Source organism: Enterobacter sp. RHBSTW-00175 (assembly GCF_013927005.1).
Lineage (GTDB): Bacteria > Pseudomonadota > Gammaproteobacteria > Enterobacterales > Enterobacteriaceae > Enterobacter.
Map to the genome: position 1 here is coordinate 2480376 of NZ_CP055930.1, position 24146 is coordinate 2504521.

Sequence of the window (24146 nt, forward strand, 5' to 3'; positions counted from 1 at the left end):
TCATACACTAAATCAGTAAGTTGGCAGCATCACCATATTCGTCGATGACATACTGTTCGGCAGCATGTTGATCGACAATCGGCTCTACGCGTACGGCGCAGTATTTATACTCCGGCGTTTTGGTTATCGGACTTAAGTTTTCCGTCACCAGTTCGTTACAGGCACCGATCCACCACTGGTAGGTCATATAGACCGCCCCTTTGTTGGGTCGATCGCTGACCTGCGCGCGGGTGATGATGCGGCCTTTGCGTGAGTTCACCCACACCAGCGCTTCATCCTGAATGCCAAGACGTTCAGCGTCGGCGGTGTTGATCTGCGCATAGCCAGGTTCATCCGCCAGGGCGGCCAGAGCAGCACAGTTGCCGGTCATCGAACGACAGGAGTAGTGGCCCACTTCACGCACGGTGGAGAGCACCATCGGATACTCATCAGTGAGTTTATCGATTGGCGCGACCCAGTCGCAGGTGAAGAACTGTGCCAGCCCGTTCGGGGTATCGAATTTCTCCTGGAAGAGATACGACGTACCCTGATCGGCTTCTGACTCATCGCGGCATGGCCACTGGATATACCCCAGTTCACCCATTTTTTCATAGGTGGCCCCGTAGAAGTCCGGGCACAGATGACGCAACTCGTCCCAGATTTCCTGGGTGTTGTTGTAGTGCATCGGATACCCCATCCGGGTGGCGATTTCGCTGATAATCTGCCAGTCGGTTTTCAGGTCCCACTTCGGCTCTACCGCTTTAAAGAAGCGCTGGAAGCCACGGTCTGCCGCCGTATAGACACCTTCATGCTCGCCCCACGACGTAGACGGTAAAATCACATCCGCCGCCGCCGCGGTTTTGGTCATAAAGATATCCTGGACAATCACAAGCTCCAGATCCTCAAACCCTTTACGTACCGCAGACAGCTCGGCGTCGGTCTGGAGTGGATCTTCACCCATGATGTAGGCTGCACGCACTTCGCCATGCGCCGCACGGTGCGGCAGCTCGCTGATGCGATAGCCAGTGTGTTCAGGCAGGCTTTCCACACCCCAGGCCTTCGCAAACTTGGCGCGGTTTTCCGGGAACTTCACGTACTGATATCCCGGATAGGTATCCGGCAGCGCGCCCATATCACACGCACCCTGCACGTTATTCTGGCCACGCACCGGGTTCACGCCGACATGCGGCTTGCCAAGGTTGCCGGTCAGCATGGCGAGGCTCGTCAGGGAACGCACGGTTTCCACGCCCTGATAGAACTGGGTCACGCCCATTCCCCACAGAATGGCGGCGGTTTTTGCTGCCGCGTACATCCGTGCTGCCTGGCGGATCTCCTGCGCGCTGACGCCGGTTATCGCTTCGACCGACTCTGGCGTATAGCCTTCGACAATTTTACGATACTCTTCAAAGCCTTCCGTACGGTTGGCGACAAACGCCTTGTCGTACAGATTCTCCTCAATAATGACGTGGCCCATCGCATTCAACAGCGCGATATTCGAGCCGTTTTTCAGTGCGATGTGCATATCCGCAATGCGCGCAGTTTCAATTTTGCGCGGATCGCAGACGATGATTTTCGCCCCGTTGCGTTTCGCGTTAATCACGTGGTTCGCGACGATAGGGTGAGAATCCGCCGGGTTGTAGCCAAAAATAAACACCAGATCGGTGTTATCTATCTCGTTAATCGCATTACTCATTGCGCCGTTACCGACCGACTGGTGCAGACCTGCAACCGATGGGCCGTGTCAGACGCGAGCGCAGCAGTCGACGTTATTGGTACCAATAACGGCGCGCGCGAATTTTTGCATTACATAGTTGGTTTCATTACCGGTCCCGCGTGATGAGCCGGTAGTCTGAATCGCATCCGGGCCATACTTGGCTTTGATGGCGCTCAGGCGCGTGGCGACGTAATCCAGCGCTTCGCTCCAGGAGACGGATTCCAGCTTGCCACCGCGTTCGCGGCGGATCATCGGGGTTTTAAGGCGCGGGGTCAGGATCTGGGTATCGTTAATAAAATCCCAGCCGTAGTAGCCTTTCAGGCACAGCGTGCCCTGGTTGGTTTTCCCCTGTGCCGCCTCCGCCCGTACGATTTTACCGTTATCGACCACCAGGTGGATCTTGCAACCTGAGGCACAATAAGGGCAAACCGTGACGACTTTTTTCATCGCTTTTGCTCCAGTTAAACAGTTCTTTTGCACCTATTATGCAGCTTCTATGCCATGTTTTTATTGTGGGTATCCCCAGACTTTACGGCCTATTTCTGGACAAAACGCTGACGAAAAACAGGCAATCGTCAAAATTGACGTGTCGAAGGGGCGGGGGATGTGACCTGGATTGAAATTCCATCACGAAAAAATAGATTTGGCTGGAGCCGATTGCAGAATGGATCAGACTTAACTCTACACCTCTGATGGATGATGCGATGAAACCGGCGATTCTGGTGGTTGATGACGATACCGCAGTGTGCGAACTGCTACAGGACGTGCTTAACGAGCACGTCTTTACGGTGTTGGTTTGTCATAACGGCCAGGACGCCCTGAGCCTGGCGCAGCTTGAACCCAACATTGCGCTGGTATTGCTGGATATGATGTTGCCGGATATCAACGGCTTGCAGGTGTTATTGCAGCTACAGAAATTGCGCCCGGAGCTACCCGTCATCATGCTGACGGGGCTTGGCAGTGAATCCGATGTCGTGGTTGGCCTGGAGATGGGCGCTGACGATTACATCGGTAAGCCGTTTAATCCACGTGTGGTGGTTGCGCGCGTTAAAGCCGTGCTGCGCCGTACTGGCGTGTTGGCAACCGAAGCCGCCGCCCCGCGCGCGCCGGGGATCGCCTTTAATGGCTGGACGCTGGATACCACCCGTTGTGAGCTGAGCGATCCGCAACGCAATACCGTGTCGTTAACGCAGGGTGAGTATGGTCTGCTGCTGGCGCTGACGCAAAACGCCCGCCGGGTACTGAGCCGCGAACAACTTCTTGAGCTTACCCACAGCGAAAGTGCCGAGGTGTTTGACCGCACTATCGATGTGTTGATTATGCGTCTGCGGCGCAAAATCGAGGCCAACCCGCACCAGCCTGCGCTGATTAAAACTATTCGCGGGCTGGGATATGTCTTTGCCACCGATGTTTCTCACAACGAAAAAGCCGCTTAACGGTTCTCTTTAATAAACACCTGCAACTCTGTCAGCGTCTTTGCGCCATCAATGGCGTTGGCGGCCATCAGGCTTGCCCGCGCGCAGGCGTGGGCCAGATAAATACTCTCAGCCAGCGGCAGTGATTCATGGCAGCCGTATAAAAAGCCCGCGCAAAACGCATCGCCTGCACCCACGCTGCCAATAATCTCCTCTTGTTCCAGCATCCATGACGGGATCCAGCGACCCGCTTCACCCGGTACTTCTCCCCAGGCGCCTTCCGGGCAGTGGATCACCACGCGCTGCCTGACGCCAGCCGCCAGTAATTGCGCAGCCGCTTCGGCGATGTGGGCGATATCCGGGGCATCGTTGCTGTCGCGCATCTCCAGGCCACTAAACTCGCCGGCTTCAAGTTCGTTAATCACCAGATAGTCGAGATGGCGCAGGGCAGGGAGCACCAGAGGCTGATAGCGCGGGTCGCCCTTACGGGAGACGAGGTCGAGCGAGGTTTCATATCCCTGGTCGCGCATCTGTGCCAGCAGGCGTGCGCTGCGCGTGCCAAATTCATCGTCCGGCATATCCAGGCTGTCGAGCAGCAGCAGATACCCCAGATGGAAGATTTTCATCGTGCCATCAAGCCGGTCGAAAGCGGGGAGATCCAACAGACGGTTTGCCCCTGGCGAGTGAAAGAAGGTGCGCTGCCCGCTGGGGTCGGTCATCACCTGCGACATCGAGGTGGGGGCAAAAGTGGTGCGTTGTACGCGCTGGCGGTTGACATGATACTGGTCGAGCATCGCCAGAATATAATCCCCGTCGCCATCTTCGCCAATCAACCCCACCGCCTGTAAAGGCAGGCCGACATGCATTTTCGCCAGCGTCAGTAGAACGTTCAGCGGCGCGCCGCCGGTTGAGCGCTCGCTGTGGGTGATTTCCGCCAGCCAGCCGCGCTCCGGCCATTGCACTATCTGGTGAACATGATCCACCAGCATATTACCTGCGGCGATGATCCCTTTGCGTTCCATTATGCCTGCCCCGCGCTGCCGAAGATGCGCATCTGTTCGGCCACCGTGTCGGTTATCGCCTCTTCAATGCCCAGCAGCAGCTCGGCAAACTCGTCGTACAGCGGCTGACGGTGCGACATCCGGTGTTCCACCGACGCCAGTGCTGCCTGTGACATGCCGGTATAGAAATTGATTTTGTGGATCCCCAGTTCGATGGCGCGGCGGAAGTCGGCATCGCTAATGCCAGAGCCGCCGTGCAGTACCAGCGGCAGACCGGTTTGCTGGCGAATGGCATCCAGACGGGGAAAATCGAGTTTGGGCTCGCCTTTGTATTTGCCGTGCGCATTGCCAATAGCCACCGCCAGCGCGTCGATGCCGGTCAAATCGACAAATTCGCGCGCCAGGTGCGGATCGGTAAAGAAGGCTTCATCCGCATGGCCATACAAAGCTCCGCCTTCATCGCCCCCCACGGCACCCAGCTCCGCTTCAACGGAGACCCCCACCGCATGACACATCTTCACCACTTCCCGGGTCTGGCGGATGTTTTCTTCGTAGCTCAGCGTGGAGCCATCGAACATCACCGAGCTGAATCCTAAGCGCAGCGCACGCACTACTGCCTCATAATGCAGCCCGTGATCGAGGTTAAGCACCACGGGGATATCGTGTCTGGCGGCCTCGAATTTGACCGCTTCAACAAGCGAATCCAAAGACACATATTTAAAATGCACTTCCGCGATGTTGATGATAAAAGGCGACCGCTCCTGTTTTGCTGCGGCAAACAGCGCGCGCAGGAAGTGGGAGTCGAGAACGTTAAACGCACCCAGCGCGTAATGGTGTTCCCTGGCGTGCTCAAGACCGTCGGCAAGAGAAATTAATGGCATCATTCACTCCTTAAATCCGAAACAGGTTGTATTCGTTGCACAGCACCAGCACCGCCGGTTCGTCTTCTTCGATATTGTTGTAGCGGGCGACTGGCTGTAAAAAGTGATTGTCGTGTTCATCGTCATTGACCGACGACACTTCGCCGACCAGCACATCACCAAAGCCGCGCTCGCCCCAGAAACTGTGGTACAGGCCGGGCGTCAGGCAGATGCTCTCCCCTGGTGCCAGGCGCAGCTGGCTGCCGGGTGCGTGGGTCTGAAGGCAGCCATCGATTGTCACGGTAACGTCGGTGTTTTCCGTTTCTTCATGCGCGCCGGCGTTCCATAACTCAATAATCAGATTGCCACCGCCGCGATTAATGATGTCCTCGCGTTTACGCCAGTGAAAATGCATGGGTGTAACCTGGCCGTCGCGTACGTGCATGATTTTTTCGGCATAGCATTTTTCATACGGCACGCTGTTGGGGGAGCCGTTGCGCAGCGTAAACAGCGTTAACCCCTGAGCGGCAAAGTTGTTACCGCCAAACGCGGTTACATCCCAGCCGAGCTTGAGGTCGAACACTTCACGCCATGCGCCCTGGTCGAGCTGTTGCCATTGCGTTGGTGGGAAGCTGGCAAAGGGTGGCAGGTGAACATCGTGCATGGAAAAGAACTGCCGCGTATGGCCGAGGATTTCGTTGATTTCGGAGCGTTTCATGAGGACTCCTTGAAAACAGTTCCCTCTCCCGGTGGGAGAGGGTTAGGGTGAGGGCATCAGGCCGCACAACCGTTACTTAACTGTCCATCCCTTATACGTACCGACGTTCTTTTTATCGATCATCGTCACCGGGATCAGCACAGGCTCTTTCGGCGCAGGTTTGCCCTGTAGAATGTCATAGCCGATTTCTACCGCTTTTGCCGCCATCACCTGCGGATCTTGTGCCGGGGTCGCCACAAACAGGGAATTTTCCCGTTTCAGCGCCTCTTCACCATCTGGCGAGCCGTCCACGCCGACGATAAAGAACTCACTGCGTTGCGCCTGTTTCGCTGCCAGATCGGCCCCGATCGCCGTAGGATCGTTAATCGCGAACACGCCGTCGATCTTCGGATTGGCGGCCAGCAGGGAAGTCATTACCTCCAGCCCGCCTTCACGGCTGCCTTTGGCGTTCTGGTTGTCTGACAGCACTTTGATATCCGGGTGGCGCTTAAACTCGGTCTGGCAGCCTTCCACACGGTTTTGTACCGCAGAAACCGGTGGTCCGTTGATGATAACCACATTGCCTTTGCCTTTGAGGCGATCGGTGATGTACTTACAGGCCATTTCCCCCGCCTGGGTGTTATCGGAGGTGATCGTTGCATCTGCCCCTTCCGCCGCCACGTCAACCGCCACCACGACGATCCCGGCATCTTTCGCGCGTTTTACCGCCGGGCCGATCCCTTTAGAATCCGCCGCATTGAGGATGATCATGTCGACTTTTGCAGCGATAAAGTTATCAATCTGCGCCACCTGCTGACCCAGATCGTAACCGCTGGAAACCAGCGTCACTTTCACGTTATCACCTGCCAGTTTGCGCGCTTCCAGCTCGGCACCTTTGGTTATCTGCACGAAGAACGGGTTAGCCAGGTCACCCACCGTTACGCCGATGGATTTCAGGTCTTTTGCCTGCGCAAATGGAGCTGCGGCAAGCAGTGCGCCAGCACAGAGCGCGGTCACTAAGGGCTTCAATCTCATGCTGTATTCCTCACTCGTAGGGTTTTGTTGTTATGCACTTTGATGGTGTCGGGTACGGTATTTGTCGATCAGCACCGCAATGATGATCACCGCCCCTTTGATCACCAGTTGCCAGAAATAGGAGACGCCCATCAGCGTCATGCCGTTGTTAAGCGTCGCGATGATCAATGCGCCCACCAGCGTGCCGGTGATCGTACCGATCCCGCCGACAAAACTGGTGCCGCCGAGGATCACCGCGGCAATCGCGTCCAGCTCATAGCCCATGCCTAAGTTGCCGTTGGCGCTGTAGAGTCGCGATGCGCTCATCACCCCGCCTAAGCCCGAAAGCAGCCCGCTCATGCCATACACAAACAGCAGCACCATCCACACCTTGATACCGGTTAAGCGTGCCGCCTGCATGTTGCCGCCCACCGCGTAGATATGAACGCCCAGCGTGGTCCGGCGCAGGATGAACCAGCAAATCGCGATGACAGCCAGCGCGATCACCACCAGCCACGGCACGGGGCCGAGATAGTTATTGCCGATCCACTCAAAGCTGATGTTCGAGTTGATAACCGTTGTACCGTCTGCCAGCAGATAGGCTGCGCCGCGCAGGGCCGTGTAGGTTCCTAGAGTGACGATAAACGGCGGTAGCCCGGCAAAGGCCACCAGCGCACCGTTGAATAACCCAAGCACCATACCCAGCATCAGCGCCGCCGGAATCGACAGCATCGCGAACTCAGGGATAAGCGACACCACCATGGCCGCCACCGCCGTGGTGCCCAGAATCGACCCCACGGAGAGGTCAATCCCGCCGGTTAAAATGATGAAAGTCATCCCCGCCGCCAGCACAATGTTGATAGACGCCTGACGGGTAATGTTGAGCAGGTTACTTTCGGTGAAGAAGTTAGGCGCGATAACGCCAAATACCGCCACAATCAGAATTAATATCGGCAAAATACCGATCGTTTGCATCAGATCGCTCATCAGCATTTTTTTGGCGGAGGCGGATTTCGCCACCTGTTGCGGATTGGTTGAGTTGGTCATGATTACACCGCCTGATGATGAGAGTCGTTCACGCCGGTAGCCAGCGTCATAATATTTTCCTGGGTGATGTCGTGCCCGTGAAGCTCGCCTGCAATGCTGCCTTCGCGCATCACATAGACCCGGTCACTCATGCCCACCACTTCCGGCAGCTCGCTGGAGATCATCAAAATGGCCACCCCCTTGCGCGCCATCTGGTTCATGATGCGGTAGATTTCGCTTTTAGCGCCCACGTCCACGCCGCGCGTTGGCTCATCCAGAATCAGAATGCGTGGGCCAATCGCCACCCAGCGCGAGATCAGCAGCTTTTGCTGATTCCCGCCGGACAACCCTCCCGCCCGCACCTGGGAGTGGGGAACGCGAATATTGAGCAGGGCAATGGCGTCATCGGAGATGGACTGGGCTTTTTTACGATTCAACATGCCGAAGGTGGCGTCGCGTTCAAGCGTCGCCATGGTGATGTTCTCTTGCGCTGCCAGCTCCAGGAACAGCCCTTGCTCCTTGCGGTTTTCGGTCAGAAAACCGATGCCGTTATCAATGGCGACGCGCGGGGAGTGGATCACCACCGGTTCGCCGTCCACTTCGATCATCCCGCCTGTGGCTTTGCGCACGCCAAAAATCAGCTGCGCCAGCTCGGAACGCCCGGCGCCCACCAACCCGGCCAGGCCGACAATTTCGCCGGAACGGACCTGCACGCTACAGGGCTGCACTTTTTTGCCGTCGGTCAGGTGGTGCACGTTAAGGCGCGGGCTGCCGAGCGGGATGTCGCGTTCTTTGTTGAACAGATCGCTTAACGGGCGGCCGACCATCATCCTGACCAGCTCAGAGGCGTTGAGTTTGTCGCGCGTCAGGCTGCCGACGTACTGCCCGTCGCGCAGAACGCTGACGCGGTCGGAGAGTTCGTACACTTCCGCCATCCGGTGACTGATATAGATAATCGCCATCCCTTCATCACGCAGGCGCAAAATCAGCTCAAACAGACGATGGGTTTCGCGCGAGGAGAGGGCGGCGGTGGGTTCATCCATCACCAGAATGCGGCTTTTACGATGCAGCGCACGGGCGATCTCCACCTGCTGCTGTTCGGCGATGGTGAGTCTCATCACCAGGTCAGTCGCTTTAAAGTGCGCACCCAGGCGGTCAATGACGGCCTGAGCCTGGGCGGCCATCTCTTTACGCTGCACCAACCCGCCGCGCGACAGCTCGCTGCCAAGGAAGATGTTTTCGGCAACGGTCAGGTTGGGTGCGAGCTGCATCTCCTGATAAATCAGGGTAATGCCTGCGGCCAGCGCATCTTTTGGGCCTTTGATATGGAACGGCTGGCCGTCGATCAGGATCTCGCCGCTGGTGGCGGTATAAGCCCCGGCGAGGATCTTCATCAGTGTGCTTTTACCGGCGCCGTTTTCACCCATTAACGCGTGGATCTCACCGGGGAAAACCGTCAAATCCACACCCTTGAGCGCGTGGAAATTGCCAAACGTCTTGGCAATATTGCGCATCTCTAATACCGGGGTTCTGCTCATGGCGGATCTCCTGCAAATGTCGATATCCGCACTTCATCACAGGTTCGTAAATGCAAAATGTCAGAAGCTGTTCATATTTGTCATAGTTATGAATAGCTAATCGCCGTCACATTTTTCTTTTCCCTCTCCCCGTGGGAGAGGGCCAGGGTGAGGGCATCAGACCGCAAAGGAGCCTAAACAGATGCCATCACGCCGTCCTCCGTTCTTCGCCAGTGCCCGCGGACGCCTGCTGATTTTTAATCTGCTGGTGGTGGCGGTGACGTTAATGGTCAGCGGGGTGGCGGTGCTTGGCTTCCGTCATGCCAGCCAGATCCAGGAGCAGGTGCAGCAGCAAACGCTGGATGACATGACCGGCAGCATGAACCTTGCGCGCGATACGGCGAATGTGGCCACGGCGGCGGTGCGACTCTCTCAGGTGGTGGGGGCGCTGGAATACAAAGGGGAAGCCGACAGGCTGAAGCAAACGCAAATGGCGTTGCGTCATTCGCTGGAGCAACTTGCCGATGCGCCACTGGCCCAGCAGGAGCCAGCGCTGGTGGCGCGAATTATTCGCCGGAGTAATGAATTACAGCAGAGCGTGACGGGGATGCTGGAGCGTGGGCAGCGCCGACATCTTGAGCGTAACGCGCTGCTTAGCTCGCTCTACCAGAGCCAAAGTTATCTGCGCCATTTGCAGGACATTAATCGCCGCTTCGGCAGCAATGTGCCGGATGCGCAGCAGCTTACGGAAATGGACCGGCTTATCATCGCCGCCATCGACACGCCTTCGCCCCGCGCCACGGTTCAACAGCTGGATGCGGTGACGGCCACCTTGCCCCGCAGCGCCACGCAGTCGGTGGTGAACATGGTGCTGCCCGACTTTGACAATGAACTGCGCAAGCTTGCCCCGCTATCTAACCAGCTGGAAGAGAGCGATTTGTCTATCAGCTGGTATATGTTTCATATCAAGGCGCTGGTGGCTATTTTAAACAGCGACATCAATCAGTACGTTGAGCAGGTCGCGCAAGCCTCTACCCTGCGTACTGCCCAGAGCCATCAGGAGCTGCGCTCCATCAGCGTCTTTATCAGCGTGTTTGCTCTGCTGGCGCTGATTATCACCGGCTGCGCCTGCTGGTATATCTACCGCAATCTCGGGACTAACCTGACGGCGATTTCCAGAGCGATGTCGCGCCTTGCCCACGGGGAGCAGGATGTCTCGGTTCCCGCACTGCAACGGCGCGATGAGCTGGGTGAGCTGGCGCGCGCGTTTAGCGTTTTTGCCCGCAACACTGCGTCGCTTGAGCACACTACCCGGCTGCTGAAACAAAAAACCTCGCAGATGGAGATAGACCGCATAGAGCGTCAGGGGCTGGAAGAGGCGCTGCTGCACAGCCAGAAGATGAAGGCTGTCGGGCAGCTGACGGGCGGGCTGGCGCATGACTTTAACAACCTGCTGGCGGTGATTATCGGCAGCCTGGAATTAACCGACCCCGCCTCGCCGGATGCGCTGCGCATCAACCGGGCGCGCAAGGCGGCCGAGCGCGGGGCGCTGCTGACCCAGCGTTTGCTGGCATTTTCCCGCAAACAGTCCCTGAATCCACACGCGGTAGAGATGAAACCGCTGCTGGAAAACCTCGGCGAACTGATGTGCCACTCGCTGCCTGCCACCATCACGCTGGACATCGAAGCGCAGTCCCCGGCCTGGCCTGCGTGGATTGACGTTAGCCAGCTGGAAAACGCCATTATCAACCTGGTGATGAACGCCCGTGATGCCATGGAAGGGCAAACTGGGGTGATTAAGGTCCGCACCTGGAACCAGCGTGTCACCCGCAGTGACGGGCGCAGGCAGGACATGGTGGCGCTGGAGGTGATTGATCATGGCAGCGGGATGTCGCAGGAGGTGAAATCCCAGGTCTTCGAGCCGTTTTTCACCACCAAACAGACCGGTAGCGGCAGCGGACTGGGGCTGTCGATGGTTTACGGATTTGTGCGCCAGTCCGGGGGGCGCGTGGAGATAGAAAGTGCGCCAGGGCAGGGAACCACGGTGCGGCTACAGCTTCCGCGTTCAACGCTTGCGCCCGTTCCCCGGGATGAAACGCTGGCTGCTACCACCACGGCAGACAGCGATCGGCTGGTGCTGGTGCTGGAAGACGAGAGTGATGTTCGCCAGACCCTGTGCGAGCAACTTCACCAGCTAGGTTACCTGACGCTTGAAGCCGAAAGCGGCGAGCAGGCGCTGAAAATGCTGAATGCTTCGCCGGATATTGGATTGTTTATCAGTGACTTAATGTTACCGGGTGGCTTAAGTGGCGCAGAGGTGATTAACCAGGTGCGAACCCAGTTCCCGCAGCTATCGGTGTTGCTGATGAGCGGTCAGGATCTCCGTCCGGCGCATAACCCACAGTTGCCGGACGTGGCGTTATTACGCAAACCTTTTACCCGTGTACAGCTGGCGCAGGCGTTACGTAAGGTGACGGCATGAGCTACAAAATTTGAGATTCCTCCGCTACCTCATGTCCCGGCCGTTCAATACAGTAAAGCCAGCCCCCCTGCGAGACTGGCTTTATGAAACGTTACTCTACCGCTTTGTTATTGGGTTTGCTGTCCCTGACCAGCCAACTGGCACATGCCGATATCGTTGATGATGCCATTGGCAACATTCAGAAGGCGATTAATGACGCCTATAACCCCAGCAGCAGTAGCAGCGATCGCAGCAGTGATGACGACGATCGTTATGACACCAGTCGTTCCACGGACAGCCGTCAGTATGACGACCGTCGCAGGCAGCTCGAGGACCGACGTCGCCGTCTGGATGAACGTCAGCGCCAGCTTGATGATGACAGACGTCGTCTCGAAGATGATGAGCGGCGGTTAGAGGAAGATTACGATCGCGGATAAGTGCGGTCTGTTGCCCTCACCTTAACCCTCTCCCACGGGAGAGGGAGAAAGCCTAATCCAGCACCAAAACCATTCCGTCATACCCTGCTTCAATCCCCTCCGGCAGTGGGTTATCCATCATCCACACGTCAAACTGGTGGCTGATATGCGTCAGTATCACCTGCGGGCAGCCAATGACCTCGTTCAGGGCAATAACTGCGTTTAAATCGCTGTGATTACGTGGCGTCTCTTCACGCGGCGCGTGGCTACAGTCGATGATGATGACCTGCGGCTGGTTGTTGAGCAGAAACTTCACCGTTTTATCCGGCAACCCGGCGGTATCCGACAGCCACGCCACGCGGCTGTGCGCGCTTTCCAGCAGATAGCCGAAGGTCAGTTTTGAGTGATTGAGCGGCAGCGGCGTAACCCGTAATCCCTGAAGCTCAAACACCACGAACGGTGCCACGGTGTGATTAAAATCGAGCAGCCCCGGATGTTTGAAAAGATCGTCGCATCCTTCTTCATCCGGCGGGCCGTACACCGGAATGGTGGCTCCCACACCCCAGCGCAGCGGGAACAAGCCCTGGACGTGATCCATATGATAGTGGGTGAGTAAAAACTGCTGGAAGCTACCTGCCGGCCAGTCGTCCATCAGGTGCGGTATCCCCGCGTCCAGCAGCGTTACCGCATCATTGAATTTGACCACCGCGCTACAGGGGCGGCGGCGGTGTTCATCCTGCAAACGCGCCCGGCGACAGGCCGCGCAGTCACAACCAAACACCGGCACCAGCTGTGCCCCACCTGTTCCCGTCAGCGTGATCGTCAGACTCATAACGCACCTCTACAGCGGTTTAGTGAACCGGAAATGGCTCTGGGTATACCCTTCACGAACGTAAAAGCGGTGCGCACTGGTGCGCTTCACGCTGGTGGACAACTCGGTTAACTCGGCGCCCGCATGGCGAGCATAATCTTCCGCCCACGCCAGGAGCTGGCTGCCTATCCCCAGGCTTCGCGCCTGTGGCATCACCACCAGCTCCTGGATCTCACCAATCCATCTGGCGTGGTGCAGATGAAACTGCATATGCAGCCCAATCATGCCGATAATTGTTCCGTCGAGCACTGCCAGCTGATAGTGCATATTGCGGTCCTGAAGATTGGCGAGAAACCCGGCGTGAAACGCCTGATGATCGAACTCGCTTTGTTTCAGCTCGCAAATCAGGCTATAAACGGCGGAAGCATCATCAGGCGTGGCAGGGCGAAGCTGGCAGTCAGGCATGTTGTTTTTCCTTTTGGCGGATAAGTGAGAGGAAATTATTCACTGACTGTAACAAACTTCCATCGTTGTTGAGGATATGACATTGCGAAGGGGTATACCGTGCCGCACGCTCCAGCCGCAGGTCTATCTCCCGCGCGTTTTCACGCCCACGGCTTTGCAGCCGGTTTCGCAGAATATCTGGCGATACCTGTAAGCACACCGGAAGCAGCGCGGATTCGTATCTGTCGCGGGCCTGGGTCAGATGTGCGCGTGAACCGTTCACCAGCACGTCAAACCCCGCGTGAAGCCACAAATCTATCTCCACGCCAACGCCATAGTAAAAGCCGTTAGCATGCCAGCTCAGCGCCAGTAAATTCTTCCCGGCGCGGGTAAAAAACTCCTGCTCGCTCAGCGAGATATGATTCTCACTTCCGGCGTTTGCCGCGCGGGTAATGTAACGATGCGCGACCAGCAGTTGTGAATGCTCCCGCTGGCGTAACGCCGTCAGCAGGCTGTCTTTACCGGAGCCCGAAGGCCCCATTAACCAGATTAATCTTCCCATCAGAACACCCGTTTTCCCTGACGCCATACATGGTCGATATGGATGTGCTCGCCCTTACGATGCGCCAGCACCAGATCCGCTCGTTTACCTTCACCAATCACACCGCGATCCTGAAGGTGCAGCGCGTTGGCCGGGTTTTTCGTCACCAGACGGATCGCCTGCGGCAGGGTGAAGGTGTTGCTTTCGTCATCCGCCACCCGGAACGCCGCATCCAGCAGGCTGGCGGGGTAGTAATCAGAAGAGAGGATATCCAGCAGCCCGAGCGAAGCCAGTTTACTGGCGGCTACGTTGCCGGAGTGGGAGCCGCCGCGCACGATGTTTGGCGCGCCCATCAACACGTTCATGCCGTGCCTGCGCGAGGCCTCTGCGGCATCGAATGTGGTCGGGAATTCGGCGATCACACTGCCAAGCTGATGAGACTCAACCACATGCTCATGCGTGGCGTCGTCGTGGCTGGCAAGCGCGATATTACGGTCACGGCACATGGCCGCGATGGAGAGGCGGTTAGGCTGCGACCAGCGGGCAGCCAGGGCGAGTTGCTCTTCCTCGTAGCGCGCCATCTCGTCATTAGTAAGGGAGTATTTTCCCTGGTAGTACTCGCGATATTTTTCGATATTGGCAAACTGGCGCTGCCCCGGCGAGTGATCCATCAGCGACACCAGGGTGACGGGCTCGCGCCCGACCAGCTTCTCAAACAGCGGCAGCGTGGTGTGATGCGGCAGCTCGCAGCGCAGATGCAGACGATGCTCGGCACGGTTGAGGCCGCGTTTTTGCGTCTCTTCTACGGCGTTGATCATCTTTTCCAGATTCTCAAGGCGATCGCCGCCGTCGCGCACGTCACCAATTGCCACCGCGTCCAGTACGGTCGTGATCCCGCTGGCCACCATCAGCGCATCGTGACTGCTCATCGCCGAATGGGCGGGCCAGTCGACTTTTGGCCGTGGGGTAAAAAATTTGTCCAGATTATCGGTATGCAGTTCGATAAGCCCCGGCAGCAGCCAGCCGCCTTCGCCGTCCATCGCTTCAGGCGCGCGGCTTTGGGTTTCGGCAAACGCGCGGATCACCCCGTCCTGGATCTCAATCGAGCCGCCAACCACTTCATTTTCCAGCACCAGCTTTACGTTATTAACGATCATGCGTGGGTCCCCATCGGGTGCAATCTGTCAGCCACGCGCGAACGCACGGTTTCATCGTGGAAGATCCCCACGATCGCCGCGCCGCGTGCTTTGGCCTGTTCGATCAGCTCAACCACGGCTGTACAGTTTTTGCTGTCCAGCGAGGCGGTAGGTTCATCGAGCAGTAAAATCGGGTAATCGACGATAAACCCACGCGCAATGTTCACGCGCTGCTGTTCACCACCAGAAAACGTGGAAGGGGCGAGATGCCACAGGCGTTCCGGCACGTTGAGGCGCGTCAGCAGGCCTGCGGCTTTGGCGGCGCAGGTTTCACGCTGCACGCCCAGATCCAGCAGCGGCTGCATCACCACGTCCAGCGCGGAGATCCTGGGGATCACCCGCAGAAACTGGCTCACCCAGCCGATCGTTGACCGGCGGACTTCCAGCACCTTGCGTGCCGGGGCCTGCACCAGATCCACCCACTCGCCATTGTGGCGGATGTGAATGTGGCCTTCGTCCGGCAGATAGTTGGCATAAAGCGAGCGCAGCAGGGTGGATTTACCGCTGCCAGAATGGCCATGCAGCACCACACATTCGCCCTTGCTGACCTCAAGCGAGGCATTTTGCAGCACCGGCAGGCGCACGCCGTTTTGCTGGTGGAGCACAAAAGTCTTACTGACATTTTCAACGTGGATCATTTTGGCCTCGTGGCGTTTTCTTGCCGGGTGGCGGCTTCGCCTTACCCGGCCTACAGGTGCGGTGTTCGTAGGCCGGGTAAGCGCAGCGCCACCCGGCAACAGCAACATCAGTTCTGCAAAACAGACGACACCAGCAGCTGAGTGTACGGATGGTGCGGATCGTCCAGCACGCGGTCGGTTAAACCACTTTCCACCACCTGGCCCTGCTTCATCACCAACAGGCGGTCGGCCAGCAGGCGCGCAACACCCAGATCGTGGGTGACAATCACCACGGCAAGGTTCAGCTCTACCACCAGGCCGCGCAGCAGGTCGAGCAGGCGAGCCTGTACAGAAACGTCCAGCCCCCCGGTTGGCTCATCCATAAACACCAGCTTCGGGTGCGTGACCAGGTTGCGGGCGATTTGCAGACGTTGCTGCATCCCGCCGGAAAATGTCGTTGGCAGGTCGTCGATACGCGAGGCCGGGATTTCAACCTCTTCCAGCCAGTGTTGCGCAGTGGCGCGGATATGGCCGTAGTGGCGTGCACCGGTCGCCATCAGCCGCTCGCCGATATTTCCACCCGCCGATACCTGGCGGCGCAGGCCGTCCATTGGGTGTTGATGCACCACCCCCCATTCGGTGCGCAGCAGGCGACGGCGTTCGGCTTCGCTCATCCCGTACAGCGATTGGCCTTCATATAAAATGTCGCCATTTTGCGGCGTCAGGCGCGCAGAAATGGACTTCAGCAGAGTGGTTTTGCCCGAGCCGGACTCGCCGACAATCCCGAGCACTTCCCCCGGCCATAGCTCAAAGGAGACATCGCTGAAGCCTTTGCCAGGCGCATAAAGGTGGGTCAGATTGTTGACCGAAAGCAGCGGTTTCATTGGCCTTTCGCCTCGCTCTGTTGGCGGCAGAAATCGGTGTCGGAACAGACAAACATCCGTTTGCCGGTGTCATCCAGCACCACTTCATCCAGGTAGCTGTGTTTCGAGCCGCAGATGGCACATGGCTCATCCCACTCCTGCACCGTAAATGGGTGATCGTCGAAATCGAGGCTTTCCACACGGGTGTAAGGTGGCACAGCGTAAATACGCTTCTCGCGCCCTGCGCCGAATAGCTGGAGCGCAGGCATCATGTCCATTTTCGGGTTATCGAATTTTGGGATGGGCGACGGGTCCATCACGTAGCGCCCGTTGACCTTCACCGGGTAGGCGTAGGTGGTGGCAATATGGCCGAAGCGGGCGATATCTTCATACAGTTTCACCTGCATGATGCCGTACTCTTCCAGAGCGTGCATGGTGCGGGTTTCCGTTTCGCGCGGCTCGATAAAGCGCAGCGGCTCCGGGATAGGGACCTGGAAAATCAGGATCTGATCTTCAGTGAGCGGTGTTTCGGGAATGCGGTGGCGGGTCTGGATAAGCGTTGCGTCTTCCGTGCGCTCGGTGGTGTTTACGCCCGTTACGCGCTTAAAGAAGTTGCGAATCGACACGGCGTTGGTGGTGTCGTCCGCGCCCTGGTCGATGACTTTCAGCACGTCGGCTTCACCGATCACGCTGGCCGTGAGCTGAATACCGCCAGTGCCCCAGCCATAGGGCATCGGCATTTCCCGGCCGCCGAACGGCACCTGATACCCCGGGATCGCCACGGCTTTTAAAATGGCGCGGCGGATCATGCGTTTGGTTTGCTCATCCAGATAAGCGAAGTTGTAGCCGTTTAAGTTAGCCATGTGATCGCTCCCGTTGCAGGCGTTTCAGCAGTTCCAGTTCGGCCTGGAAATCAACGTAGTGCGGCAGCTTGAGGTGCGAGACAAAGCCTGCTGCTTCCACGTTATCGGCATGAGCCAGCACAAATTCCTCGTCCTGTGCCGGGCCGGAGATATGTTCACCGTAGTCGGGTGCCTGCAACGCGCGGTCGACCAGCGCCATGGCCATTGCCTTGCGTTCGCTCATGCCATACGCCAGGCCGTAACCGCGCGTGAAGTGCGGATCTTCGTCTTCCGGCGCCACAAAACCGTTGACCATTTCACACTCGGTCATCAGCAGTTCGCCGACGTTAACCGCAAAACCCAGCTCTTCTGGCACAATTTCTACATCGATATAGCCACTGCGAATTTCTGCGGCGAATGGGTGGTTACGCCCGTAACCGCGCTGCGTAGAGTAGGCGAGCGCCAGCAGATAACCTTCGTCGCCGCGCATCAGCTGTTGCAGGCGCGATGAGCGTGAGCAAGGGTAAACCGGGGGCGTGCGGGTGATGTCGTCCGGCGTGCTTCCGGTATCTTCTTCGGCTTTTGCCAGCCCCTGATGCGCCAACAGGCTAAACACGTGCGGGGAGGTATCTTGCTGCGGCCCGGCCGTACTCAGGGAGGGCGTTTCACCGTTTGCCAGCAGCGTGAAATCCAGCAGACGGTGGGTGTAATCGTAGGTCGGGCCAAGCAGCTGGCCGCCGGGGATATCTTTGTACACCGCCGATATTCGGCGCTCTAAGCGCATCTCAGCTGAATTAATCGGCTCGCTTACCGCCAGTCTGGCAAGGGTGGTGCGGTAGGCGCGCAGCAGGAAAATGGCTTCGATGTTATCACCGCTGGCCTGCTTGAGTGCCAGCGCGGCCAGCTCGCGATCGGCAATGCCGCCTTCGGTCATCACCCGGTCGACGGCCAGATTCAGCTGTTGTTCTATCTGGGCAACGCTCAGCTCGGGAAGCTGCTCATCACCCCGTCGTCTGTGCTCCTGCAACGAATGGGCGGCGGCAATCGCCTTTTCGCCCCCTTTAACGGCGACGTACATCAGCACACCTCCACATGAGTGGTTCGCGGTATCGCCAGCAGGCGTTCGCCGCAGGTCAGGATCAGGTCGATACCCAGCGGGAACGGGTGCGGGCGCTCGGTGAGTTCATGGATGATGCACTCCGGCAGCTGTGGCGCGATCATGCGCTCGTCGGCGATCCCCGCCCCGGTGAGGCGTAACATGCGCCCGCCACTCAGGCTGGATACCTGCAAAATCAGCGTGGCGCTGGTTTCCGGGGCCACGGCGCTGCCTTCGCTCAGGGCGTTGAGCTGTTCGTGGCTTATCTGCTCATCCGCCACCGCAAATATCGCCTGATGTGGCTGCTCTACCAGCGGGGCATTGGTGTGAAAACGCAGGTTCTGGCAGGCGATGTCGTTCGACATCCGGCCAGAAAGCCACACCGGGGTGTCGTTATCGGCAAGGGTCAGCAGCACGCTGGTGGTAGCCAGGTTTAGTGGCAGCCAGCCTTGTGAAAGCTGATGCAGCGATACAATAACGCCCGGCTCGCTCATGGCTTTCAGCAGGCGACGAAAACTGTGTTGGGCATCCTGGACGGCCAGGGTAAAAGCGGGTTGAAGCGTCATGCGTTGTCTCCGCGAACGAGCGTAAAGAAGTCGACCCGGCTGGTGTTTACTTCGGCCTGACGCGCGGCAAGGCGTGCGGCGCGGTCAGCTTCCAGCGGGGCAATGAGGGTTTCCATTAATGACTGGAAATGAGGTTGTTCCTGCAACAGGGCGTCGATGACCGCGCAGCGCTCTGCGTGCGCTTTATCGCGCCCTATCACGTAGCTATAGCCAAGCGTGCCGCTGTTCAGGCGAATGACGGCGCGGGTGAGCGTGGCATCTCCGGCAAAGAAGCGCTCGCCGGTTCCGCCCATGCGCGCCTGGATCTGCACCAGGCCAATCTCCGGCGTACGGATGGCTTCGTAATCTGGCGTCAGGCTGAGCGCATTCATGCGGCCATGCAGCGCGGCAGGCTGGCTATGAGCCAGCACACGCATCCAGCGCTGGCGGGTGGAGGTATCAAAGTGCATTCAATGCTCCATTGTGAATTCAATCATGTCGGCGCGGGTCAGGCTGACGGAGTATTCCGTTGCGTTGATCTCACCGTCACGGTGGTTAAGGGTGCGCACGCAGAGCAGCGGAGCCATGTTGGGGATCTCCAGCACTTTGCTCTCTTTGGCCTGCGCGCGGCGGGCGCTGATACGGGTCTGGGTGCGTTTGAGCGCAATACCTGTGGCATCACGCATGAAGTCGTGCAGCGACCCGCTGGAAAAGTTTTGCAGTACCGGCCAGAGGCCCAGGTCTGCGAAGTAGTGGTCTATCTGGCAGACCGCCACGCCGTTGACCCGGCGCAGCGTGCGCAGGTGCACCACGTTATCGCCCTCCTGAATGCCCAGTGCGTCAGCTACGTGGCTGGAGGCCGGACGCAGTACCGACAGCAGCTTTTCGCTGGTGGGGTGGCTACCCTGATCGAGCAGATTCTGGCTAAAGCGGGCCTGCGCGTTGAGCGGGTAGTCGAACGGGCGCTTCCGCACTAGCACGCCCACGCCCTGACGACGCTGTACCCATCCGCGCTCGACCAGCTGATCGATGGCGCGGCGCAAGGTATGACGATTCACTTCATAACGGTCGGCAAGCTGTTGTTCGGCAGGCAGGTAGTCTCCGCAGCGGTAGTGCGTGCGCAGTTCCACTTCAAGCTTTGCCGCGATCTCTTGCCAGCGGGTAGGGTAACTGGTCGGATGTCTGGATAAGTGCATATAAATCAAAGCCTCGCTTCTCAGATGAAGTGCTTACGCAAACGTTGAGAGAGGAAATCCAGCAGGCTGACGGTGATGATGATAAGCACCATCAGGGCGCAGGTTTGCTGGAACTGGAAACCGCGAATGGCTTCCCATAGCGTCACACCAATGCCGCCTGCACCCACCATGCCGACCACGGTGGCGGAACGGACGTTGGACTCGAAGCGGTACAGGGAGTAGGAGATGAGCAGCGGCATCACCTGCGGCAGCACGCCGTACAGAATTTCTTCGATTTTATTGGCACCGGTCGCGCGGATGCCTTCAACCGGGCCGGGCTCAATGGCTTCAACCGCTTCCGAAAGCAGCTTGGAGAGCACGCCGGTGGTGTGAATGAACAGCGCCATTACCCCGGCAAACGGGCCAAGTCCCACGGCGACCACGAAAAGCATCGCGAAGACCATTTCGTTGATGGCGCGGCAGGCGTCCATCAGGCGACGCATCGGCTGGTATACCCACCACGGCACGATGTTTTCGGCGCTCATCAGGCCAAACGGAATGGAGAGAATGACGGCAAGGGCGGTACCCCAGACGGCAATTTGCAGGGTGGTGGCCATCTCGCCGAGGTAATCCTGCCACTGGCTGAAGTCCGGCGGGAAGAAGTCGGCGGCGAAGGTTGCCATGTTGCCGGAGTCTTTGAAGAGCAGCAGCGGATCCATTTCCGCGCCCTTCCAGGAGATAACAAGCACCGCCAGCAGAATGGCCCAGCTAAATAGCGAGAACCAGCTGCGCTTTGGTGGCGGGACGGTGATGGTTTGCATGTGTGCTCCTTTATCTGTTCTCCCTCTCCCTCAAGGGAGAGGGGACTTGAGTTACTGAACCACTTTATTCACGCTGGTCATTGCGCTCAGCGCCGCAGTCAGGCGGTCAAGGTCTTCAAGCTGCGCCTGAAGCTCAGAGACTTTGCTGGTCTTCTCTTCATCCTTCAGACCTTTGTTGTCCTTCACGCCCTGCATCTGCTTAAACAGCGCCAACTGGCGAATCGGCACCAGTTGCAGGTCGCTTGAGGCACGGAACGGCGCCCAGCCCAGACGTTCCAGCACGGTTTTCTCTTCCGGCGTTTTGCCGTAGTTCATGAAGAAGTCGTACACCTTGTCCTTGGTGCTTTCGGAGAGGTTTTTGCGCCACACGATTGGGTCACCCGGGATCAACGGGGACTTCCAGATAACCTTCAGCTCTTTCAGCTTGTCCGGCGCGGAGGTCTTCAACTTGTCGAGGTTTTCGGTGTTGTTGGTGGCAACATCTACCTGCTTGTTCGCCACGGCCAGCGCGTTGGTTTCGTGGCTGGCGTTGACGGTGCGCTTAAAGTCACTGGCAGACGCATTGTTCTTGGCGAAGACGTAGTAGCCCGGGACCAGGAAGCCAGAGGTAGAGTTCGGGTCGCCGTTACCAAAGGTCAGATCTTTGCGTTTGGCGAGCATGTCGTTGAGGTTATTGATCGGGCTGTCTTTATTGACGATCAACACGCTCCAGTAACCCGGGGAGCCATCTGCCGCAACGGTCTGGGCAAAGACCTGGCCGTTCGCGCGATCGACCGCTTCCATCGCAGAGAGGTTGCCGTACCAGGCGATGTCCACTTTGTTAAAGCGCATTCCCTGGATGATGCCCGCGTAATCCGGAGCGAAGAAGGCGTTCACTTTGATCCCCAGTTTGGTTTCCATATCTTTCAGGAACGGTTCCCACTGAGGTTTGAGATTCTGCTGTGATTCCGTCGAAATAATGCCGAAGTTCAGTGCTTTTTCCTGCTCTTCCGCGTACGCAGGGCTTAACAGGGTGCTGATGCTGAACATGCTGGTGAAGGCCAGCGCGGCAACGGCTTTGTAGCTCATGTACTTTCCTCGGATCGGGTTGAGTTATGCAGCCTGCGCGTTCTCATCGACGCGATTAATGCTGCGGTAGAGATGGTCAAAACGGTCGTTATCAAACTGATGGCTTGCGCCATCAAAGAACACATGCCCCTGACGCAGCGCGACAATGCGTTCGCAGTAGCGCAGGGCGTAATCCACCTGATGCAGCGTCACCACCACGGTGATGCCGTCGTTCTGGTTAATGTCGCGCAGGGTTTCCATCACGATGCGGGCAGATTCCGGGTCGAGCGAGGCAATCGGCTCATCGGCCAGGATCACTTTGGCTTTTTGCATCAGCGCACGGGCAATCGCCACGCGCTGCTGCTGGCCACCGGACAGGGTGGACACGCGCTGGTGAGCAAAATGGGCCATGCCGACGCGGGTCAGCGCCTGCAACGCTTGTTGTTTCTGTGAAGGAGAGAACCAACGCAGGCAGGTACGCCAGAACGGGGTGCTGCCGAGTGCGCCAATCAGAACGTTCTCCAGCACCGTCAGGCGATTCACCAGGTTGAACTGCTGGAAGATGTAGCCTGTTTGCGCGCGGCTTTTGCGGATATCACGCGCCAGACGGCCCGCGCGTTGCACGGTGTTACCCAATAGCTCAACGTGGCTTTCGGGCGTTTTATCGCAGGTGATAAGCCCGCTCAAATGACGCAGAAGGGTGGATTTACCTGAACCGGAGGGGCCCAGCAGTGCCACCATTTCGCCCTGCTGGACGGTCAGATCAACGGCATGAAGAGCCTTATTGTGATGAAAGGTCTTGCTCAGTTTCTCGACGCGGATGACAGTTTGCATGTGCACAGGCCTCAGAATAAATGTGGCCTCATGCTGGCGCATCAATGTGACATTTGGGTTAAGTCCTGGTTGCGGGAATTTGAAGAGTTGAGGGGAAAACGATGACAATCACGGCAAGCCCGCCAACAGCGCCCGGTTGCACTGTTGGCGGATGCGTTGCGCTTATCCGGTCTACGACGTTTGTTGCTGTTTAACGACGTTAATCATCCACGGCACACCGTATTTGTCGGTGACTTTACCGAAACCGTGCGCCCAGAAGGTCTCCTGCCAGGCCATTTCAATGCTGCCGCCAGCGGCCAGATTATCGAACCAGCGTTTACCTTCCACTACGTCCTGGGTGTCGAGGACCAGGGTAAACCCGGCGTACTGTGCTTTAGTGCCGGGCGGTAACCCATCGCTCATCATGATATCGCTGCCCGCGATGCGGACATTCGAGTGAGCAATAGCGGAATCCGGGAATTTCATACCTGACGGACAGCCTTCTTCACTGTTGTCGTCTTTTGGCATTTCGCCGAAGGTGATTTTGTAGAGAACGTCTGCGCCGACGGCCTGCTGGTAGAAGGCGCTGGCCTCTGCACAGTTGCCGGCGAAAGAGATGTAGGGACTTAATGGCATAATCTTTACCTCAGGTAAAAGAAGCCCAATAAGTGTAGTTCTGTTTTTGTAGGCTGGATAAGCGCAGCGCATCCGGTAAAAGCGCCTGGCGGCGCTTCGTTTACCGGGCCTGCATGAGAGATAAAGGCAGGTAAATCAGTTCTTTTTCACGAATTCAGATTTCAACTTCATTGGGCCAAAACCGTCAATTTTGCAGTCAATATTATGGTCGCCTTCAACCAGACGGATATTCTTCACTTTGGTGCCAATCTTCAGCATTGAAGAGCTGCCTTTCACTTTCAGGTCTTTAACGACGGTAACACTGTCGCCATCGGCCAGCAGATTACCGTTAGCATCTTTAACGATCAGCGTATCGCTATCCGCAGAAGGTTCTGCATTGTTCCATTCGTGGGCGCATTCCGGGCAGATGAACATGCCATTATCTTCGTAAGTGTATTCAGAATTGCATTTCGGGCAGTGTGGGAGTTGCATGTCGGTATCCTCAAAAAAGTGCTTAACGGGCTGGAAAGTGCCAGCTAAATGACGGCATGGTGCCGAAAAAGGCGGCAAGTATAGCGCAAATCCACAACCTTGTCGGTGATATTACATAATAAAAAAAG

General features: G+C 57.6%; 26 protein-coding genes. 3 read left to right on the forward strand and 23 right to left on the reverse strand.

Annotated elements, in window-relative coordinates:
• Positions 1-7: 7 nt before the first annotated feature.
• Positions 8-2140 (reverse strand): formate dehydrogenase subunit alpha, encoded by a 2133-nt coding sequence (gene fdhF, locus HV107_RS11740; RefSeq protein ID WP_182063320.1) that lies wholly within the window; start codon positions 2138-2140, stop codon positions 8-10.
• Positions 2141-2397: 257 nt separating this feature from the next.
• On the opposite strand from fdhF, the gene HV107_RS11745 reads away from it, so the two are divergent.
• On the forward strand, positions 2398-3129 hold the full coding sequence (locus HV107_RS11745) for a response regulator (RefSeq protein ID WP_182063321.1): 732 nt from the start codon (positions 2398-2400) through the stop codon (positions 3127-3129).
• Here the strand turns inward: HV107_RS11745 and HV107_RS11750 are convergent.
• The 6 genes from HV107_RS11750 to HV107_RS11775 form a co-directional block, all read right to left on the reverse strand.
• A complete protein-coding gene (locus tag HV107_RS11750) occupies positions 3126-4133 on the reverse strand; it encodes a carbohydrate kinase family protein (protein WP_182063512.1) in 1008 nt (335 codons plus the stop codon). The two genes, HV107_RS11745 and HV107_RS11750, sit on opposite strands and share 4 nt — an antisense overlap.
• Complete coding sequence (locus tag HV107_RS11755; RefSeq protein ID WP_182063513.1) at positions 4130-4990, reverse strand: ketose 1,6-bisphosphate aldolase; 861 nt, start codon at positions 4988-4990, stop codon at positions 4130-4132. Before HV107_RS11755 ends, HV107_RS11750 begins: the two co-directional genes overlap by 4 nt.
• A 10-nt stretch (positions 4991-5000) precedes the next feature.
• A complete protein-coding gene (locus tag HV107_RS11760; protein ID WP_182063322.1) occupies positions 5001-5687 on the reverse strand; it encodes a D-lyxose/D-mannose family sugar isomerase in 687 nt (228 codons plus the stop codon).
• Between the two features lie 72 nt (positions 5688-5759).
• Positions 5760-6701 (reverse strand): ABC transporter substrate-binding protein, encoded by a 942-nt coding sequence (locus HV107_RS11765; protein WP_166718280.1) that lies wholly within the window; start codon positions 6699-6701, stop codon positions 5760-5762.
• A 30-nt stretch (positions 6702-6731) separates the two neighbouring features.
• The gene (locus HV107_RS11770; protein WP_182063323.1) at positions 6732-7727 is read right to left on the reverse strand and encodes an ABC transporter permease subunit; all 996 of its coding nucleotides are present in this window, start codon (positions 7725-7727) and stop codon (positions 6732-6734) included.
• A 2-nt stretch (positions 7728-7729) separates the two neighbouring features.
• A complete protein-coding gene (locus tag HV107_RS11775; protein ID WP_182063324.1) occupies positions 7730-9244 on the reverse strand; it encodes a sugar ABC transporter ATP-binding protein in 1515 nt (504 codons plus the stop codon).
• A gap of 181 nt (positions 9245-9425) precedes the next feature.
• Here HV107_RS11775 and HV107_RS11780 point away from each other — a divergent pair, with 181 nt between their 5' ends.
• Together HV107_RS11780 and yjdP are read left to right on the forward strand one after the other, a co-directional pair.
• Positions 9426-11705, forward strand: a complete 2280-nt coding sequence (locus tag HV107_RS11780) for an ATP-binding protein (RefSeq protein WP_182063325.1) — start codon at positions 9426-9428, stop codon at positions 11703-11705.
• An 83-nt stretch (positions 11706-11788) separates the two neighbouring features.
• Positions 11789-12121, forward strand: a complete 333-nt coding sequence (yjdP, locus tag HV107_RS11785) for a DDRRRQL repeat protein YjdP (RefSeq protein ID WP_182063326.1) — start codon at positions 11789-11791, stop codon at positions 12119-12121.
• A gap of 52 nt (positions 12122-12173) precedes the next feature.
• Here the strand turns inward: yjdP and phnP are convergent, their stop codons facing one another.
• The 16 genes from phnP to HV107_RS11865 all read right to left on the reverse strand — a co-directional run bounded on the left by phnP (position 12174) and on the right by HV107_RS11865 (position 24018).
• A complete protein-coding gene (phnP, locus tag HV107_RS11790) occupies positions 12174-12932 on the reverse strand; it encodes a phosphonate metabolism protein PhnP (RefSeq protein WP_182063327.1) in 759 nt (252 codons plus the stop codon).
• 9 nt (positions 12933-12941) lie between these two features.
• Positions 12942-13376, reverse strand: coding sequence for an aminoalkylphosphonate N-acetyltransferase (phnO, locus tag HV107_RS11795; RefSeq protein ID WP_182063328.1), 435 nt, complete (start codon positions 13374-13376; stop codon positions 12942-12944).
• The gene (phnN, locus tag HV107_RS11800; RefSeq protein ID WP_182063514.1) at positions 13369-13920 is read right to left on the reverse strand and encodes a ribose 1,5-bisphosphokinase; all 552 of its coding nucleotides are present in this window, start codon (positions 13918-13920) and stop codon (positions 13369-13371) included. Before phnN ends, phnO begins: the two co-directional genes overlap by 8 nt.
• Entirely contained in the window at positions 13917-15053 is a 1137-nt protein-coding gene (phnM, locus tag HV107_RS11805; protein ID WP_182063329.1) for an alpha-D-ribose 1-methylphosphonate 5-triphosphate diphosphatase, read from the reverse strand. The genes phnN and phnM overlap by 4 nt, the downstream gene beginning before the upstream one ends.
• Complete coding sequence (gene phnL / locus HV107_RS11810; RefSeq protein WP_182063515.1) at positions 15050-15730, reverse strand: phosphonate C-P lyase system protein PhnL; 681 nt, start codon at positions 15728-15730, stop codon at positions 15050-15052. Before phnL ends, phnM begins: the two co-directional genes overlap by 4 nt.
• A gap of 107 nt (positions 15731-15837) precedes the next feature.
• Positions 15838-16593, reverse strand: a complete 756-nt coding sequence (phnK, locus tag HV107_RS11815; protein ID WP_182063330.1) for a phosphonate C-P lyase system protein PhnK — start codon at positions 16591-16593, stop codon at positions 15838-15840.
• Positions 16590-17435, reverse strand: coding sequence for an alpha-D-ribose 1-methylphosphonate 5-phosphate C-P-lyase PhnJ (gene phnJ, locus HV107_RS11820; RefSeq protein ID WP_182063331.1), 846 nt, complete (start codon positions 17433-17435; stop codon positions 16590-16592). Before phnJ ends, phnK begins: the two co-directional genes overlap by 4 nt.
• A complete protein-coding gene (locus HV107_RS11825) occupies positions 17428-18492 on the reverse strand; it encodes a carbon-phosphorus lyase complex subunit PhnI (RefSeq protein ID WP_182063332.1) in 1065 nt (354 codons plus the stop codon). Before HV107_RS11825 ends, phnJ begins: the two co-directional genes overlap by 8 nt.
• Positions 18492-19076, reverse strand: coding sequence for a phosphonate C-P lyase system protein PhnH (phnH, locus tag HV107_RS11830; protein ID WP_182063333.1), 585 nt, complete (start codon positions 19074-19076; stop codon positions 18492-18494). Before phnH ends, HV107_RS11825 begins: the two co-directional genes overlap by 1 nt.
• Positions 19073-19525, reverse strand: a complete 453-nt coding sequence (gene phnG / locus HV107_RS11835; RefSeq protein ID WP_182063334.1) for a phosphonate C-P lyase system protein PhnG — start codon at positions 19523-19525, stop codon at positions 19073-19075. The genes phnH and phnG overlap by 4 nt, the downstream gene beginning before the upstream one ends.
• Positions 19526-20251 (reverse strand): phosphonate metabolism transcriptional regulator PhnF, encoded by a 726-nt coding sequence (phnF, locus tag HV107_RS11840; protein WP_182063335.1) that lies wholly within the window; start codon positions 20249-20251, stop codon positions 19526-19528. It abuts the gene before it with no gap.
• A gap of 20 nt (positions 20252-20271) precedes the next feature.
• Entirely contained in the window at positions 20272-21051 is a 780-nt protein-coding gene (gene phnE, locus HV107_RS11845; protein WP_182063336.1) for a phosphonate ABC transporter, permease protein PhnE, read from the reverse strand.
• 51 nt (positions 21052-21102) lie between these two features.
• Positions 21103-22119 (reverse strand): phosphonate ABC transporter substrate-binding protein, encoded by a 1017-nt coding sequence (phnD, locus tag HV107_RS11850; RefSeq protein WP_182063337.1) that lies wholly within the window; start codon positions 22117-22119, stop codon positions 21103-21105.
• Between the two features lie 24 nt (positions 22120-22143).
• Positions 22144-22932, reverse strand: coding sequence for a phosphonate ABC transporter ATP-binding protein (gene phnC / locus HV107_RS11855; protein ID WP_014068573.1), 789 nt, complete (start codon positions 22930-22932; stop codon positions 22144-22146).
• A 171-nt stretch (positions 22933-23103) separates the two neighbouring features.
• Entirely contained in the window at positions 23104-23547 is a 444-nt protein-coding gene (gene yjdN, locus HV107_RS11860; RefSeq protein ID WP_182063338.1) for a VOC family metalloprotein YjdN, read from the reverse strand.
• Between the two features lie 135 nt (positions 23548-23682).
• Entirely contained in the window at positions 23683-24018 is a 336-nt protein-coding gene (locus HV107_RS11865) for a zinc ribbon domain-containing protein YjdM (protein WP_182063339.1), read from the reverse strand.
• Positions 24019-24146 lie beyond the last annotated feature (128 nt).

What these genes read in the sequence shown, in the direction of transcription:
- phnG (WP_182063334.1), bottom strand. Translation starts at nt 19,525, where the DNA reads ATGCACTTTGATACCTCCACCCGCCAGCGCTGGATGCGTGTGCTGGCT.
- phnF (WP_182063335.1), bottom strand. Translation starts at nt 20,251, where the DNA reads ATGCACTTATCCAGACATCCGACCAGTTACCCTACCCGCTGGCAAGAG.
- phnP (WP_182063327.1), bottom strand. Translation starts at nt 12,932, where the DNA reads ATGAGTCTGACGATCACGCTGACGGGAACAGGTGGGGCACAGCTGGTG.
- phnM (WP_182063329.1), bottom strand. Translation starts at nt 15,053, where the DNA reads ATGATCGTTAATAACGTAAAGCTGGTGCTGGAAAATGAAGTGGTTGGC.
- phnE (WP_182063336.1), bottom strand. Translation starts at nt 21,051, where the DNA reads ATGCAAACCATCACCGTCCCGCCACCAAAGCGCAGCTGGTTCTCGCTA.
- HV107_RS11765 (WP_166718280.1), bottom strand. Translation starts at nt 6,701, where the DNA reads ATGAGATTGAAGCCCTTAGTGACCGCGCTCTGTGCTGGCGCACTGCTT.
- phnK (WP_182063330.1), bottom strand. Translation starts at nt 16,593, where the DNA reads ATGAAACCGCTGCTTTCGGTCAACAATCTGACCCACCTTTATGCGCCT.
- phnO (WP_182063328.1), bottom strand. Translation starts at nt 13,376, where the DNA reads ATGCCTGACTGCCAGCTTCGCCCTGCCACGCCTGATGATGCTTCCGCC.
- phnD (WP_182063337.1), bottom strand. Translation starts at nt 22,119, where the DNA reads ATGAGCTACAAAGCCGTTGCCGCGCTGGCCTTCACCAGCATGTTCAGC.
- phnH (WP_182063333.1), bottom strand. Translation starts at nt 19,076, where the DNA reads ATGACGCTTCAACCCGCTTTTACCCTGGCCGTCCAGGATGCCCAACAC.
- HV107_RS11770 (WP_182063323.1), bottom strand. Translation starts at nt 7,727, where the DNA reads ATGACCAACTCAACCAATCCGCAACAGGTGGCGAAATCCGCCTCCGCC.
- phnL (WP_182063515.1), bottom strand. Translation starts at nt 15,730, where the DNA reads ATGATCCACGTTGAAAATGTCAGTAAGACTTTTGTGCTCCACCAGCAA.
- phnJ (WP_182063331.1), bottom strand. Translation starts at nt 17,435, where the DNA reads ATGGCTAACTTAAACGGCTACAACTTCGCTTATCTGGATGAGCAAACC.
- phnC (WP_014068573.1), bottom strand. Translation starts at nt 22,932, where the DNA reads ATGCAAACTGTCATCCGCGTCGAGAAACTGAGCAAGACCTTTCATCAC.
- yjdN (WP_182063338.1), bottom strand. Translation starts at nt 23,547, where the DNA reads ATGCCATTAAGTCCCTACATCTCTTTCGCCGGCAACTGTGCAGAGGCC.
- HV107_RS11825 (WP_182063332.1), bottom strand. Translation starts at nt 18,492, where the DNA reads ATGTACGTCGCCGTTAAAGGGGGCGAAAAGGCGATTGCCGCCGCCCAT.
- HV107_RS11780 (WP_182063325.1), top strand. Translation starts at nt 9,426, where the DNA reads ATGCCATCACGCCGTCCTCCGTTCTTCGCCAGTGCCCGCGGACGCCTG.
- HV107_RS11745 (WP_182063321.1), top strand. Translation starts at nt 2,398, where the DNA reads ATGAAACCGGCGATTCTGGTGGTTGATGACGATACCGCAGTGTGCGAA.
- HV107_RS11755 (WP_182063513.1), bottom strand. Translation starts at nt 4,990, where the DNA reads ATGCCATTAATTTCTCTTGCCGACGGTCTTGAGCACGCCAGGGAACAC.
- HV107_RS11775 (WP_182063324.1), bottom strand. Translation starts at nt 9,244, where the DNA reads ATGAGCAGAACCCCGGTATTAGAGATGCGCAATATTGCCAAGACGTTT.
- HV107_RS11760 (WP_182063322.1), bottom strand. Translation starts at nt 5,687, where the DNA reads ATGAAACGCTCCGAAATCAACGAAATCCTCGGCCATACGCGGCAGTTC.
- yjdP (WP_182063326.1), top strand. Translation starts at nt 11,789, where the DNA reads ATGAAACGTTACTCTACCGCTTTGTTATTGGGTTTGCTGTCCCTGACC.
- HV107_RS11865 (WP_182063339.1), bottom strand. Translation starts at nt 24,018, where the DNA reads ATGCAACTCCCACACTGCCCGAAATGCAATTCTGAATACACTTACGAA.